This is a genomic window from Stenotrophomonas sp. YJH_SMC_33, assembly GCF_059372295.1.
Map to the genome: position 1 here is coordinate 23,875 of NZ_JCAFVJ010000019.1, position 14,184 is coordinate 38,058.

Annotated in this window: 11 protein-coding genes; 5 read left to right on the top strand and 6 right to left on the bottom strand. The window is 67.0% G+C overall.

Translation table 11 applies throughout. The features are described 5' to 3' along the window. Positions 1-3 precede the first annotated feature (3 nt). Complete coding sequence (locus AC5P9W_RS19035; RefSeq protein WP_180832968.1) at positions 4-1,599, top strand: alkaline phosphatase D family protein; 1,596 nt, start codon at positions 4-6, stop codon at positions 1,597-1,599. 108 nt (positions 1,600-1,707) lie between these two features. On the opposite strand, the gene AC5P9W_RS19040 is transcribed toward AC5P9W_RS19035, so the two are convergent. The 4 genes from AC5P9W_RS19040 to AC5P9W_RS19055 all read right to left on the bottom strand — a co-directional run bounded on the left by AC5P9W_RS19040 (position 1,708) and on the right by AC5P9W_RS19055 (position 8,589). After that, complete coding sequence (locus AC5P9W_RS19040) at positions 1,708-3,816, bottom strand: phosphocholine-specific phospholipase C (RefSeq protein WP_206621968.1); 2,109 nt, start codon at positions 3,814-3,816, stop codon at positions 1,708-1,710. Between the two features lie 8 nt (positions 3,817-3,824). Then, entirely contained in the window at positions 3,825-6,203 is a 2,379-nt protein-coding gene (locus AC5P9W_RS19045) for a TonB-dependent receptor domain-containing protein (protein WP_206621969.1), read from the bottom strand. 116 nt (positions 6,204-6,319) lie between these two features. Next, positions 6,320-7,246: a c-type cytochrome gene (locus AC5P9W_RS19050; protein ID WP_019658851.1), complete on the bottom strand. Its 927-nt coding sequence runs from the start codon at positions 7,244-7,246 to the stop codon at positions 6,320-6,322. Continuing rightward, positions 7,243-8,589, bottom strand: coding sequence for a c-type cytochrome (locus AC5P9W_RS19055; protein ID WP_206621972.1), 1,347 nt, complete (start codon positions 8,587-8,589; stop codon positions 7,243-7,245). Before AC5P9W_RS19055 ends, AC5P9W_RS19050 begins: the two co-directional genes overlap by 4 nt. Before the next feature lie 183 nt (positions 8,590-8,772). On the opposite strand from AC5P9W_RS19055, the gene AC5P9W_RS19060 reads away from it, so the two are divergent. After that, the gene (locus tag AC5P9W_RS19060) at positions 8,773-9,891 is read left to right on the top strand and encodes an alpha/beta hydrolase (protein WP_111097992.1); all 1,119 of its coding nucleotides are present in this window, start codon (positions 8,773-8,775) and stop codon (positions 9,889-9,891) included. 80 nt (positions 9,892-9,971) lie between these two features. Here the strand turns inward: AC5P9W_RS19060 and AC5P9W_RS19065 are convergent, their stop codons facing one another. After that, positions 9,972-11,111, bottom strand: coding sequence for an MFS transporter (locus tag AC5P9W_RS19065; RefSeq protein WP_111097993.1), 1,140 nt, complete (start codon positions 11,109-11,111; stop codon positions 9,972-9,974). Between the two features lie 184 nt (positions 11,112-11,295). Here AC5P9W_RS19065 and AC5P9W_RS19070 point away from each other — a divergent pair, with 184 nt between their 5' ends. Next, positions 11,296-11,991: an alpha/beta hydrolase gene (locus tag AC5P9W_RS19070; RefSeq protein WP_019658847.1), complete on the top strand. Its 696-nt coding sequence runs from the start codon at positions 11,296-11,298 to the stop codon at positions 11,989-11,991. 81 nt (positions 11,992-12,072) lie between these two features. On the opposite strand, the gene AC5P9W_RS19075 is transcribed toward AC5P9W_RS19070, so the two are convergent. After that, complete coding sequence (locus AC5P9W_RS19075) at positions 12,073-12,774, bottom strand: pirin family protein (RefSeq protein ID WP_206621970.1); 702 nt, start codon at positions 12,772-12,774, stop codon at positions 12,073-12,075. Positions 12,775-12,914: 140 nt separating this feature from the next. On the opposite strand from AC5P9W_RS19075, the gene AC5P9W_RS19080 reads away from it, so the two are divergent. Next, the gene (locus AC5P9W_RS19080) at positions 12,915-13,835 is read left to right on the top strand and encodes a LysR family transcriptional regulator (protein WP_111097995.1); all 921 of its coding nucleotides are present in this window, start codon (positions 12,915-12,917) and stop codon (positions 13,833-13,835) included. 185 nt (positions 13,836-14,020) lie between these two features. After that, positions 14,021-14,184, top strand: a 164-nt coding sequence (locus AC5P9W_RS19085) for a transposase (RefSeq protein ID WP_167693009.1), incomplete at its 3' end; no start/stop codon positions are given.

Below are 14,184 nucleotides of genomic sequence, written 5' to 3' on the forward strand. Positions count from 1 at the left end.
GCCGTGGATACGATCAATCGCAGGCGATTCCTGGCCCTGGCCGGCCTGTCTGCTGCCGGCGCCTGGATGGGCACGGCACACGCGCTGGCCGCGCAGGCCGATGCCACCGCGCTGAACCCGCGCAACCTGCTGGCCAAGCCGCGCTTTGCCAGCACGCCCTTCACCCTGGGCGTGGCCTCGGGTGATCCCTCGGCCGATGGCATGGTGCTGTGGACACGGCTGGCGACCGAGCCGCTGGTGTTCGGCGGTGGCATGCCTGCCCGGCCGATGGTGGTCGAGTGGCAGCTGGCAGCAGACGAAGGCATGCGCAGGGTGGTACGCCAGGGTTCGGCAATGGCGCATCCCGAACTTGGCCACGCGGTGCACGTGGAGCTGGACGGGCTGGCGCCCGGACGGCCCTACTGGTACCGCTTCACCGTAGGCGGCCACGCCAGCGCAGTGGGTTGCACGCGCACGCTGCCGGCAGCCACGGCAGCGGTGGATCGCGTTCGCTTCGTGGTGGCCGGTTGCCAGCATTACGAAGAAGGCCACTACACCGCGTGGCGACGCATCGCCGAGGAACCACTCGATTTCGTCTTCCACTACGGTGACTACATCTACGAAGGCGAAAGCCAGCCGGGCCTGCGGAAGATGAACGGACAGCCGTTCACCAACCTGCGCAACCACGTCGGCCCGCAGATCTACACGCTGGATGATTACCGCCGCCGCTACGCCCAGTACAAGAGCGACGCCGACCTGCAGGCCGCGCATGCGGCGGCACCGTGGTTCGTCACCTTTGACGACCACGAAGTGGACAACAACTGGGCCGGCGCCGAAGACCAGGATGACACGCCCAGCGAAGTATTCCTGCTGCGCCGCGCACAGGCGTTCCAGGCCTACTACGAGAACATGCCACTGCGCCGTTCGGCATTCCCGCGCGATGGCCACATGCAGATGTACCGGCGCGCACGCTACGGCACGCTGATGGATCTGCACCTGCTCGACACCCGCCAGTACCGCAGCAAGCAGGTGAACATGGCGCTGCGTGAGGAGGTGGAATCGCCGGAGCGCAGCATTGTGGGGGCGAAGCAGGAACGCTGGTTGTTCGACGGCCTGGCCGATGCTTCACCGCGCTGGCACACGATCGCCCACCAGGTGGCACTGGGCAACTACATGCGCGAGAAAGACGGCGTGGTGCAGTCGTCCGACGACCAGTGGTCGGGCTATCTGCACAGTCGCCGGCGCCTGCTTGATCACATCCAGAAGGTGGGCTTCGGCAACGTGGTGACCGCCTGCGGCGATGCGCATCGCCACTATGCCGGTGATCTGGTGCAGGACCACCGTGACTCGGGCGTGGTCTCCAGCGAGTTCCTCGCCACCTCGATCACTTCCGGTGCCGACGGCCAAGGCGTGGACGCGTATGCCAGGAACCAGCTTGCGCACAGCCCTTACCTGAAGGCGACCACCGACAAGCGTGGCTACGTGCTGTGCGATGTCACCCGCGATGCGTGGATCGGCGACATGAAGACGCTGGATACGGTGATGCAGCCGAATGGCGCGGTGCAGAGCTGGAAGCGCTACGCGGTGGAGCACGGCCGGCCGGGGCTGCAGGAGGCCTGAATCTACCGGTCTGCGCTGTAGAGCCGAGCCCACGCTCGGCTGCTTTTTTCGGGGCAATGCGACCAGGGCGAAAGCAGCCGAGCATGGGCTCGGCTCTACCGGGATTCTTCAATCGTGCTCGAACCGCAGCGGCTCGGTGCCCATCGCCGGGTCACTGGTGCCGGGGCGCCCATCCTCGGCGCGGCCGGCCAAACGCAGCACACTCCCACCCGCGCTGACGCGCAGGTCATACCAGCCGGCGGTAGGCGTAGCATCCCACGCCAATGAAGTCTGCGCATGTGCGGGCAGCGCCAATGTCTGTTCGGGCATGTGTCCTGCATAGGCGCCGCCGTGCACGCGCACCTGCTGTGCACTGTCACCCAGATTGCGCAGGCGGAGCCGCAGTTGGTCATCGACGCGATCGATTGAAGCCTGCACGGCAGGACCCGTGGCCGCTCCCTGGAAGTGGCGGTGGAAGCCGTTCGGGCCGAGCAACCACAGGTCATAGCGGCCCTGGGCATCCAGCGGCCAGCGCTCGCGCAGCGGCCTACCGGGCAGCAGCGTGTAGCGGCGTGGCACCGCATCCAGCCGCAGCCGGTCGTAGACATGCAGCACAGCCGCTGCGCCTTCGCAGGACAACGTCAGGTCCACGCCCGCAGCGTCGACCGCAGCGATCGATGCCTGCGGCCGGTAGGGCAGGGCACGCGCCGGGCGTACACCGCTTTCCTGTTTCGCCGGCTTCAGTCCCTCGGGCAACGCGGGCACGGTGCGTCCCGGCAGGGCGGCGGCACGCGCGGCCACCGCGCTCATGTCCGGCAGGCCGCGCACGAACGGACGGGTATCACGCTGGGCGAAGTCGAACGCGTTGCTCAGATCCCCGCAGACCGCACGGCGCCACGGCGAGATGTCCGGTGCGGCCACGCCGAAGCGACGTTCGATCAGGCGTATGACCGAGGTGTGGTCGTACACCTGCGAATCGACCCAGCCGCCGCGGCTCCACGGCGAAATCACGTACAGCGGCACACGCGGACCGAGACCATACGGGCGCCCGCGCAGTTCGGCGGCATCGTACTTCTCGTCGCCCGGTGCGGGATGACGGTGATACTCGCCCTCGGTACTGACCGACGAGGCACCTGCCCATCCACCGTTCACCGGTGAGGGAGGGGCCGGTGGCGGCATGTGGTCGAAGAATCCGTCGTTCTCGTCGAACATCAGCAGCAGGGCGGTGCGGCTCCACACGTCCGGATCGGCGGTCAGTGCATCCAGCACGCGTGCGGTATAGGCCGCGCCCTGTGCCGGGCTGGACGGGCCGGGATGTTCGCTGCCTGCCGCGTCGGCGATGATGAAGCTGACCTGCGGCAGGCGCCCGTCAATGACGTCCTGTCGCAGCTGCGTCAGGCCCCGCGTGCTGACCCCGCGCGCGCGCAGCTGCGGGTCATGCCCTGGCGCCGCGCGGTGGGCCTGGCGGAAGGCCTCGAAACCCGCCAGCGGGTTGTCGGTGAAGTTGTCGGCCATGTCCTGGTAGATCTGCCAGGAAACGCCAGCCTTCTGCAGACGCTCGACATAGCTGGTCCAGCGGTACGACGCCGGGTGCCCACCCTGTTCAGGGAAATTGTCATGCGAGTTGGCGATTACCGGGCCACCGGCACGGGCCTGTGCATCGTTGTGGCCGGTCCACAGGAACACCCGGTTCGGGTTGGTGCCGGCCTGCATGGCGCAGTGGTACGCATCGCAGATCGTGAAGGCATCGGCCAGCGCGAACTGGAACGGCAGGTCGCTGCGCTGGAAGTAGCCCATCGAGTGGTTCTGCTTGGCCTTCGGCCATTGCCCCATGCGGCCGTGGTCCCAGGCGCGCTGCGCATCGGGCCAGGTATGCGGCGTACCTTCCACGCGCATGTAGCCGAAGTGCGCGGCGGTATCCAGCGGGAACGGCGCGATCGCCCGCGTGCCGCTGGCATCGGGCTGCAGCCACAGGCTGCGGGTGCGGCCACCGGCTTGCAGCGCGGCGGCCGGGGCGACGAACCGATCACCGAAGCCACGTACCCCCGGCAGCGTGCCGAAGTAGTGGTCGAACGAACGGTTCTCCTGCATGAACACCACGATGTGCTGCAGGTCTTCCAGGCTGCGCGTCTGCGCGGCAGGGGCGATCGCTGCGGCCCGGGCGATGCTGGGCAGCAGCGGAGAAAGGCCGGCGGCAACGCCGGCCTGCAACAACCGGCGTCGGCCGATATCGGTCACGGGCTCACTCACAGGTCCACGCGGAAGGAGATGCCGACGGTGCGCGGAGCGCCGATGAAGGCGTTGTCGCGGCCGTCCACCCCTGCAAGATACCGCTTGTCGGTGAGATTGCTCACCACCAGGTTGGCACCCATGCCCTTCAGACGCGGCGACAGCCCCTGCAGGTCGAAGCCGATGTTGGCGTTGAACACGGTGGCCGAGGGCAGCGTCTTGACGTTGGCGGCATCAAGGTAGCGCGTGCCCAGGTAACGGCCGGACAGGCCGAAGTTCCAGTTGGCGCCCTGCCAGTCGGCCGACAGCACCAGGGTGTTCTCCGGCTGGCCGATCACCTTGGCGCCGTCGACGATGCCCAGCTGGGCATCACGCGCGGCATTGCCGCTGCCCAGGTACTTGGAGCGGTTGTAGGTGTAGGCCGCGTTGATCCGCCAGCCGTTGTTCCACCCATAGCCGAACGCGGCTTCCAGGCCGTTGCTTTCCACGCCGCCGAAGTTCTCGTAGACGCCGTCGGTCTCGCCCAGGTAGTCGATGCCACTGACGAAACCTGCCGGCAGATAGACGATGCGGTTGTCGAACCTGATGTTGTACAGGGTCACCGAGGCGGTCAGCGGCCAGCGGCTGATGCGCATGCCCACTTCAATGTTGTCGGCGGTTTCGGGCTCGACGTTGCGGAAGCGCTGCGGGTCGGTCTCGCCAAGCACGCCGGAGGGGATGGCGGCGAAGTTCTGCGAGAAGCCGGCGAACAGCTCCATGCCTTCCACACCCGGTGCCCAGGTGACGCCGGTGGACAACAGTGGATCGGACCTGGAATCGGATTTGACGTGCTCGCTGGCACCGATCACGCGGCGGCGCGACTGGTCGACGAAGAACTGCTTCACGCCCAGGCGCGCGCTGAACGGACCGAAGCGGGCCACGTCCTCGACGTAGTACATCTGCTCGTTGACCTTGTACTTGTCCTCGAACTGCACCCAGTACGGCTGGTGGTCGAAGGCGATGTCCTGGCCGACGTTGAGCAGGCGGTGCCAGTCACGGCGTGCCGAACGGTCCAGCTTCTCCACCCAGAGGCCGCCACGGATGGTGTTGTCGATCGCACCGAAGGTCTGCCGCCATTCGACGTCGGCGGTCACGCCCATGCGGTCGTTGTCGTAGTGGGTGTGGCGGTAGGACTGCGCGCCCAGCACGTTGCCCGCGTAGCAGTTCGGATCGTACTCGGCGGTGAAGCCCAGGCGCGGGGTGCAGCTGGCCAGGCGCTGCGCGGCGCTGCCATCGGTATTGACGAAGAAGATCTGGCCACGGTTGCTGCCGCCGTACACGGTTTTGCCACCCAGATATTCCGATTCGGGGCGGCCCGCACCCTCATCGCTGACCTGCGCCAGGTAGGGTGGAAGCCAGTCGCCACGACCTTGCATGCGGTGCCCGTAGGCGGCCACCGAGGCCTTGAACCCGTTGCCGCCGTCGAAGGCCGCACGCAGGTAACCGAAGGTGTTCTCGCGCAGCGCACGCGAGCCCGAACGGAAATTCTGGTCCAGATAGGGAATGCCGGTGAGGGTGCCGACCAGGTTGTCGCGATCCGGATGGGTGGCAAAGCCCTTCGGCGAAACACTGGTGTATTCCGGCTCGTCGGCATCGTTGTAGGACAGGTAGCCGGTCAGGGTCCAGCGATCCAGTTCGGTGATGAACTTGCCGGCGATGTGGTTGTTGCTGGCGTGGCCGGTGCCGTCGATCCAGTCGTGCACCTTCGACGAGGAGGCGCTGATCCACGCGCGGGTGTGGCCGCCGAGCAGGCCGGTGTCGTAGCGCACGTAGTACTTGCGTGCCTCGTTGTCACCGGCACCGACCACGAAGCGCAGGCGGCTGTCCTGCAGCGGATCGCTGGTGAGGAAGTTGAGCGTGCCGCCCAGCGCCTCGTTCGAGCGCGAGGAGATATCGGCGGTGCCCTGGCTCACTTCCACCGTCTCCAGATCAAGGGTGTCGATGTAGCGGTTGGCCAGCGATCCACCGCCGTAGCCCGAACCACCGTTCGGCAGGCCGTCGATGGTGGTGCCGATCTGCTGCGTATCGCGGTTGGTGACGAAGCCGCGCATGCTGATCTGCGTGCCCCACACCGACGAACCGGTGGCATCGGCCTCGCTGACCACCACGCCCGGCACTTCATTGAGCGCATCGTTGACGCTGCTCATCACCGTCTGCCGGTTCAGTGTTTCTGCGCGCACCGACGTCTTGGCGTAGCTGGTGGCCTGGCCGATCACCTGTACCTGGTCCAGGGTACGGGCATCGCTGCTGTGCGCTTCGCCCGTATCGCCCTGCGGTGCTTCTGCGAGGGCGTCCAGGGCGGGGGCGATCAGCACGGCAAGCAGCGAGACACGGGGAAAACGCGCAAACGTTCGCATTGAAACCGGACCTTCAGGGGAGGGAAGCCCCGGAGTGTCGGCAGTGCCCATGACATCGGCATGACGCGGCGAAGCAGGAACCGTGTTGTGTGACGGCCGGTTCCAATGGCTTCTGCTCAGTACCGCGCGTCCTTGGGTTTCGGGTCGCGCGGCCAGTCCTTGGCCTTGTTGGCGAAGTCCGGGCGTGGCTGGTTGATGAAGTAGCTGGCGATGTCCACCGCATCCTGGTCGGGCATCACCTGCTGGCCCAGTGGCGGTTCACGGGTCACTGCCGGCGGCATGTTGTGTTTGACGAAACCGGCGGCCTTGTACAGGCGCGCCATGCCGGCGCCGATGTTGAAGCTGTGGTCGCCCCATAGCGGAGGGAACGCGATGTCACCGCTGGCGTCGCGCCGGCCTTCGCCATTGTCGCCATGGCAGGCAGCGCACTGCACGGCGTACAGCGCCTGGCCACGGATCGGGTCCGGGACCAGCGTGCTGTCGATGGGCCCCTCACTGGGGGCAGCCACCCTTGCACCCACTGGCACAGGGCTGCTCAGCCACGCCATGTAGTCGAGCATCGCACGCATCTGCGGCGAGTCCTTCGGCAGCGGCTTGCCGTTCATTGAACGCTGCAGGCAGCCGTTGATGCGCTCGGTCAGCCCGATCACCTTGCCCGGACGCGGCATGTAGCGCGGATAGGCGCCGCCGCCGGTGTTGAAGTAGTGATTGCCGAACGGCCGCTTGCCTTCGGCCATGTGGCACGAGTTGCAGTTCAGATCGTTGCCGACGTTGTCCGGCAGCAGCCGTGCGGTCTCGTTGAGGAGGCGGCGGCCGAGCATCACCGACTCGGCATTGCCGAGCCCGGCGATTTCTTCGGCGCTGGGTGCACGGTAGTGGCCGACCACCTTGCCCTGTGCATCGAGGATATCGATCGTGCTGGCCACGGCGGCATCCAGGTCCGGGTACAGATGGCGGTAAGCGAGGGTACCGGCGCCGGCCAGCAGCACGAGGGTGATCGCACTGCCGATCAGCAGGCGGGAGCGTTTGCGCGAACGTTTCATCGTTCGGACTCCTGCGGAACGTAGTGCACCGGCTTGTCGCGCACCACCCGGCGCATGCGCGCCACGTCGACCTCGCTCACTGCGCTGGCCTGGTTGCCCCAGCTGCTGCGGATGAAAGTCAGGATCTGCGCCAGCTGCGCGTTCGGCAGCTGTTCGAAGCCGGGCATGGTGAAGGCCATGCGGTCGTGCGGGGTATGCGGCGTGCGGCCACCGATCAGGGTCACCTGCACCAGCGAGCTGGGATCGTCGGCGAACACGATCGAGTTGCCGGCCAGGGCCGGATAGACGCGGGGTATGCCGCGTCCGTCGGCCCGGTGGCAGGCCTGGCAGTGCTCGGCATAGGCCAGCGAACCGGCCACGCGGTAGTCGCCGCTGCGCAGTGCGGCGGTGGTCGTGTCGCTGCCGGGCGACCACTGTGCGCTGCGTCCTTCGCGGGCGGGCAGCTGCTTCAGGTAGCGGGCCATCGCCAGCAGGTCAGCGTCGGACAGGTACTGCGTGCTGTGCTCGACCACGTCGGCCATGCCACCGAAGGCCGCCGACCGATCGGTGCGTCCGGTGCGCAGGAAGTCGACGATCTCGCCCTCGCTCCAGCTGGCCAGGCCGCTCGCTTCATTGCGCAGGTTCTTCGCATACCAGCCTTCCAGCACCGAGCCGGACAGGAACTGGCGGCTGCCATCGTCGGCCATTGCCTTTTCCTGGAACGCCAACCCGCGTGGCGTGTGGCAGGCGCCGCAGTGGGCCAGGCCTTCCACCAGTTCGGCGCCGCGCTGCTGGCTGGCATCCAGCGACGGATCCGGGTTGAACGTGCGCGGGCGTGCGAACAGCAGCTGCCACCAGGCCAATGGCCAGCGCATGTTTGCCGGCCACGGGATCGTGCTGTCGGCGTTGTTCTGCTTCACCGGTTGCACCGAGCCCATGAAGTAGGCGTACAGCGCCTTGATCTCGGCGTCGCTGGCGATCACGTACGAGGCGTACGGCATGGCCGGATACAACGGCTGGCCATCGTGACGGATGCCGCGACGTACCGCGCGCTCGAAGTCGGCGTAGTCGTAGGCACCAATGCCGGTGTCCGGATCGGGCGTGATGTTGGTCGAGTAGATCGTGCCCATCGGCGTCTGCATGCCGAGGCCACCGGCGAACGGCTTGCCACCCGGTGCGGTGTGGCAGGCCGCGCAGTCTGCGGCGCGCGACAGGTATTGTCCCTGCGCGATCAATGCCGGATCGTGGATGTCGACCTGCGCGGTCTGTCGCGGTGCGAACCAGTAGGGCGTGGTGCGGGCGACGCCGTAGGCGGCGGCCAGCGTGGCGACCAGGGCAATGGCGAGCTTGAACGAGGTGCGCATGGCGGCACTGTGGGCAATCGTGCCGGCGTATTCATTGATCCGGATCAATGCCGAGGTCAATCGCGCCATTGTGACAACCTGAATCGTTCCTGCGTTGTCATCAAGCCGTCATCCATGCGCGATAGATGGCCCACGCCCGCGTCGCTAACCTGCCACGCTGTCGCACCTTTTCCCTGATTGCCCATGAAGCGCCTGCTGCTGTTGTCGCTGGCGTGCGCCGGCCTGTGGCTGGCTGCATGCTCGTCCTCGATCAATGCCTCGTCCACTTCGCTCGCCGATCGGCTGATCGCGCCAGGTGGCGTGTCGACCCTGCTCGATCGCCCGCGCATCGCAGCGGCCATCGCCGAACTGCCCAACCGCCATGGCTTCGCGCCGGGCCGCGATGGCGTGCCGATCTTCTGGCGTGTGTTTGATCCGGGCGATTACGGCGCGCGTTACCACTACCTGCCGCAGCGCCACGAGAACGGCCTGCCGCTGGATACCGGTCTGAGCCTGGCAGTACCGCGACCGTTCCGCGCGCAGGCACCGCGCGGCACCGTGGTGCTGCTGCACGGCTGGATGATGAACGGTGATTCGATGCTGCCGTGGTCGTTGCAGCTGGCCGAATCCGGCTACCGCGTGGTCACGCTCGACCTGCGCAACCATGGACAGTCCGGTACTGGGCCGTCGGGCTATGGCACCTATGAATCGGACGATGTGGTGGATGTAATCGGCGAGCTGCGCGCGCGGGGTGAAGTAACCGGCCCGCTGTACCTGTTCGGCGTGTCCTATGGCGCCGCCACAGCGGTATTCACCGCCGACAAGCTCGGCGACCAGGTGGAAGGCGTGGTGGCGATGGAATCGTTCGCCAATGCCGGTGTAGCGATCCGCACGATGATCCCGCACCTGATGGGGCTGCAGCCGGAAGGCCTGAAGGCGCAGGCGATGGCGTCGTACGCGCGCTGGCGCTACGGCGGCCAGGACATCAACCAGGTGATCGCCGACGCCAGCCGTCGCATCGACGTCGATCTGGACCGCGTCGACGTCGCGCGTGCGCTGGCCGATACCCGCGCCTGCGTGCTGCTGCTGCACGGGCAGGGCGATCAGCACATACCCGTCAGCCAGGGCCGCGAACTGGCCCAGGCCAACCCGCGCGCGCACTACATCGAGATGCGCGGCGAAGACCATATCACCCTGCCGCTGCGGCTGGATCTGCTGGCCGGAGTGGTTGACGACTGGATGGCGCGCGACGAGCACCACCCGCAGAGCGCATGCCCGGCGCCGCAGCTGCCGGCCCAGGCCGAATGGCTGGCACACGGCTGAAAAAGGGGACGGAGGGGATTAAGTCGTTTGCAGCACACCCGTGGCAGATGCGACTTAATCCCCTCCGTCCCCTTTTTTTGTCAGGCCACGCGTCGGGCCAGTGAGCGGGCGGAGGCAGCTACGCCCAGCAGCAGTACGGCTACGCACAGGAAGGCAAAGCCGAGGCTGGTGGCATGCGCCACTGCGCCGATCGCCGCCGGGCCGGCGAGGATGCCGGCGTAACCCAGTGTGGTCACTGCAGTGATGGCGATGCTCTCCGGCATCACCCGCTGCTGGCCGGCCATCGAGAACAGTGCCGGCACGATGTTGGCGCAGCCCAGCCCGACCAGCACGTAGCCGGCCAGCGCCACCGGGAACGAGGGCACCAGCGTGGCCAGGGTGAAGCCTGTTGCGGCGGTGATGCCGCCGAAGACCAGGGTACGGGTGCGGCCGAGGCGCTCGACGATGCCGTCGCCGAACAGACGCATCGCGGTCATCGCCAGGGTGAACAACGCGAAGCCGGCACCGGCCTGGTCGCGTGGCACCTGTCGCACTTCGGCCAGGAACACCGCGCTCCAGTCCAGCATCGAGCCTTCGCCGAGGAACACCACGAAGGCCAGCACGCCGATGAACAGCACCACGCCATGCGGCAGCGCCAGCAGCGGGCCTTCATGCAGGATCCGTTGTGGGCGCCAGTGCGGCGCCGACAGAACCGCAACCAGCAGCAGTACTGCCACTGAGGCCAGCGCGGCCAGCCACAGCGGCGTGCCCAGAATCAGCAGGCCGGTCATGCAGCCGGCGCCGACGAAGCCACCGATGCTGTAGAAGGCGTGGAAGCCGGACATCATTGCGCGCCCGGCGTCGCGCTCTACCGCGACCGCCTGCATGTTCATCGCACAATCCAGTGCACCGACGCCGGCGCCGAACACGAACAGCGCCGCGCCCAGCGCCACCGGCGAGGGCGCCAGCACCAGCAAGGGCAGGGCGCACAGCATCATCGCGCAGGTGATCACCATCACCCGGCGGCAGCCCAGCCGCCCGGTCAGCGCACCCGCCAACGGCATCGCCAGCAGCGAGCCGAGCCCGAGGCACAGCAGCACGGCGCCGAGGCTGGCGTCGGACAGCCCGGCCTTGGCCTTGGCGTAAGGCACCATCGGCGCCCACGCGGCGGTGGCGAATCCAGGAATGAAGAAGGCGGCACGGGTGGCGTGCTGCTGGGCACGTGGGGATGAAGGCGTCATGCGCGATGCGAAGCTCCAGGGGACTTTTATGAAAACGTTTGCAGGCCGGATCGGCAAGTGCCATGCGTGACATCGGGCGACGCATACGATTGCAGTGACCCGATCGCGTCACCAGCGATTAACGTCGCCCACGGACAGTGGCTGCACGGTCGGCACCCCGCTGGCCGCTGCCGGAGATCCGTACATGAGCACGACACCGACCATCCTCCTCGTCCATGGATTCTGGGGCGGGGCCGCACACTGGGCCAAGGTGATCCTGGAACTGCATCGCAACGGCCACGACCGGGTGCAGGCGGTGGAATTGCCGCTCACGTCGCTGGCCGACGACGCAGGACGCACCCAGAAAATGATCCGGCAGATCGACGGTCCGGTGCTGCTGGTCGGCCACTCCTACGGCGGTGCGGTGATCAGCCAGGCCGGTAACGAGCCCAACGTGAAGGGCCTGGTTTACATCGCTGCCTTCGCGCCTGATGCCGGCGAGAGCCCGGGTGGCATCACCCAGCAGCATCTGCCGGAGGCGGCGCCGAATCTGGCACCGGACAGCGATGGCTACCTCTGGCTGCGTGCGGACAAGTTCCATGAGAGCTTCTGCCAGGACCTGAGTGCCGACGAGGGCCGGGTGATGGCGGTGACCCAGAAGGCGCCGCTGGCCAGCACTTTCGGCGACACGGTCAGCGATCCGGCGTGGAAGCACCGGCCGAGCTGGTACCAGCTGTCCCGCCACGACCGCATGATCGCGCCGGAAAACCAGAAGGCCATGGCCGCAAGAATGCAGCCCAAGCGCCTGCTGGAGCTGGATGCCAGCCATGCCTCGCTGGCCTCGCAGCCGAAGGAAGTGACCGCGCTGATCCTGGAGGCCTGCGCCGCCATCGGTGGGTAACACTCCTCCTGTAGCACGCCTGGCGCAGGCCGGGCTCTACGAAAAGGCCCCCGATGCTCAGCAGCATCGAGGGCCTTGTGGTTACAGCGGCAGGTCGAACACCAGCACTTCGGCATCGTTGCCGTTTTCCAGCGTCAACTGGGCTTCGTCGCTGACCTGCAGTGCATCGCCGGCTTCCAGGGTGATGCCGTTGACCTGCAGCTGGCCACGCGCCACCTGCACATAGGCGCCACGACCGTTGCCGAGGGCGTGAAGCAGCTTCTGGCCGCCATCAAGAATGGTGGCGAAGATGCGGGCATCCTGGTGGATGCGCAGCGAACCGTCGGCACCGTCAGGCGAGGCGATCAGGCGCAGCTGGCCGCGCTTGGCCTCCGGCGAGAAGTGGGTCTCCTCGTAGGACGGCGCGATGTTCTCGGTGTCCGGGAAGATCCAGATCTGCAGGAAGTGCACGGTCTCGTCGGCCGAGTGGTTGAATTCGCTGTGGGTGACGCCGCTGCCGGCGCTCATGCGCTGCACGTCGCCATAGCGCAGCACCGAACCGGTGCCCATCGAGTCCTTGTGTTCCAGCGCACCGCCCAGCACGTAGGAGATGATTTCCATGTTGCTGTGGCCGTGGGTGCCGAAGCCCTGGCCGCCGATCACCTTGTCTTCGTTGATCACCCGCAGCGGGCCGAAGCTGACGTAGCGGGGGTCGTAGTAGTTGGCGAAGGAGAAGGTATGGCGCGAGGACAGCCAGCCATGCTCGGCCAGGCCACGGGTAGCGCTCTTGCGGATCTGCAGCATGATGGAATCTCCTTGTTCGATGGTTTCGATGGGGCGGGGTGGACCGGTAGCCGCTGTGTTTCCCCGTTGGAGAGAAGTATCCGCTTGCGCCCGGGGTTTTAAAAACGGATAGTTTTGACAGCCACCATCGAAAAATTCGAATGCTCAAGCTCAGCCTCGATGCCCTGCAGATCCTGGATGCCATCGACCGCCGCGGCTCGTTTGCGGGCGCTGGCAAGGCGCTGCACAAGGTGCCCTCGACCATCTCCTACACCGTGGCCAAGCTGGAGGAGGACCTGGGCGTGCAGCTGTTCGACCGGGTTGGCCCGCGCGCCGAGCTGACCGCAGCTGGCCGCGCGCTGCTGGACGAGGGTCGGCACCTGCTGCGTGCAGCCCGCGAGCTGGAACTGCGGGTGCGCCGGGTGGCGTCGGGCTGGGAGACCGAGCTGACGCTGGCGGTGGACTCGGTGTTTCCGACCTGGCTGCTCGGCCCGGACATCGCCGCGTTTCGTGAGGCCGAGGCACCGACCCGGCTGCGATTGATCGGCGAGGCCCTGTCCGGCACCTGGGAGGCCCTGCTGGACCGCCGTGCCGACCTGCTGGTCGGCGCGCCGGGCGAGGGCCCCAGCGGCGGTGGCTACGTCGTCGAGCCGCTGGGTACGGTGGCGTTCGTATTCGCGGTCGCGCCCGAACATCCGTTGGCCAACGTGCCTGGCGTGCTGGGTCGCGAGCAGCTGGTCGAGCACTGCGCGATCGCGGTCTCCGATTCGGCACGACGGCTGCTGCCGCGCACGGTGGGCCTGTTGATGGGGCAGGAGATGCTGACGGTGCCTGACATGGCCAGCAAGCTGAAACTGCAGTGCGAAGGCGTGGGCTTCGGTTTCCTGCCCGAGCCGTGCGCGCGCGCTGCGGTGGCGCGTGGCCAGCTGGTGATCCGCGAGGTGGAGGAGCACAAGCCGGAAGAAACCTTCTGGCTGGCCTGGCGCACCGGCGAGGACGGCGCCGCGTTGCGCTGGTGGCGCGAGCGCCTGCGCAGGCCGGAGCTGCTGTCGCAGTGGTGGCAGGCAATGGCCAGGGGGTAGGGCTTTGGCAGGGCTGCGCCCTGCACCCGCCGAAGCAACAGCTATGGCCGAAGCAACAGCAACAGCAACAGCAACAGCTGGTTTCCTGAGGGATGGCGGGGTGGGGCCGGTTGCGGGAGACGCCGTAAACCCGTCCATGAAGTGACCCCCGGGAGTTGGACGCCAGATCCAACCCCGAGGGATACATGAACAGATACGACGCTCGTTTCAAACTGCAGGTTGCCAAAGAGGCCTGCAAGACCTCCACATCAGTCAAAGCCGTTGCTCGTCGCCACAGCCTGGAGGCCTCCACGGTCAGGCGCTGGGTGGCGACCTATCGGCTGCATGGTTGGCGCGGATTTCATCGCCA

Coding starts and splice junctions, on each gene's coding strand:
- AC5P9W_RS19050 (WP_019658851.1), bottom strand. CDS start 7,246: ATGAAACGTTCGCGCAAACGCTCCCGCCTGCTGATCGGCAGTGCGATC.
- AC5P9W_RS19070 (WP_019658847.1), top strand. CDS start 11,296: ATGAGCACGACACCGACCATCCTCCTCGTCCATGGATTCTGGGGCGGG.
- AC5P9W_RS19080 (WP_111097995.1), top strand. CDS start 12,915: ATGCTCAAGCTCAGCCTCGATGCCCTGCAGATCCTGGATGCCATCGAC.
- AC5P9W_RS19045 (WP_206621969.1), bottom strand. CDS start 6,203: ATGCGAACGTTTGCGCGTTTTCCCCGTGTCTCGCTGCTTGCCGTGCTG.
- AC5P9W_RS19065 (WP_111097993.1), bottom strand. CDS start 11,111: ATGACGCCTTCATCCCCACGTGCCCAGCAGCACGCCACCCGTGCCGCC.
- AC5P9W_RS19075 (WP_206621970.1), bottom strand. CDS start 12,774: ATGCTGCAGATCCGCAAGAGCGCTACCCGTGGCCTGGCCGAGCATGGC.
- AC5P9W_RS19060 (WP_111097992.1), top strand. CDS start 8,773: ATGAAGCGCCTGCTGCTGTTGTCGCTGGCGTGCGCCGGCCTGTGGCTG.
- AC5P9W_RS19055 (WP_206621972.1), bottom strand. CDS start 8,589: ATGCGCACCTCGTTCAAGCTCGCCATTGCCCTGGTCGCCACGCTGGCC.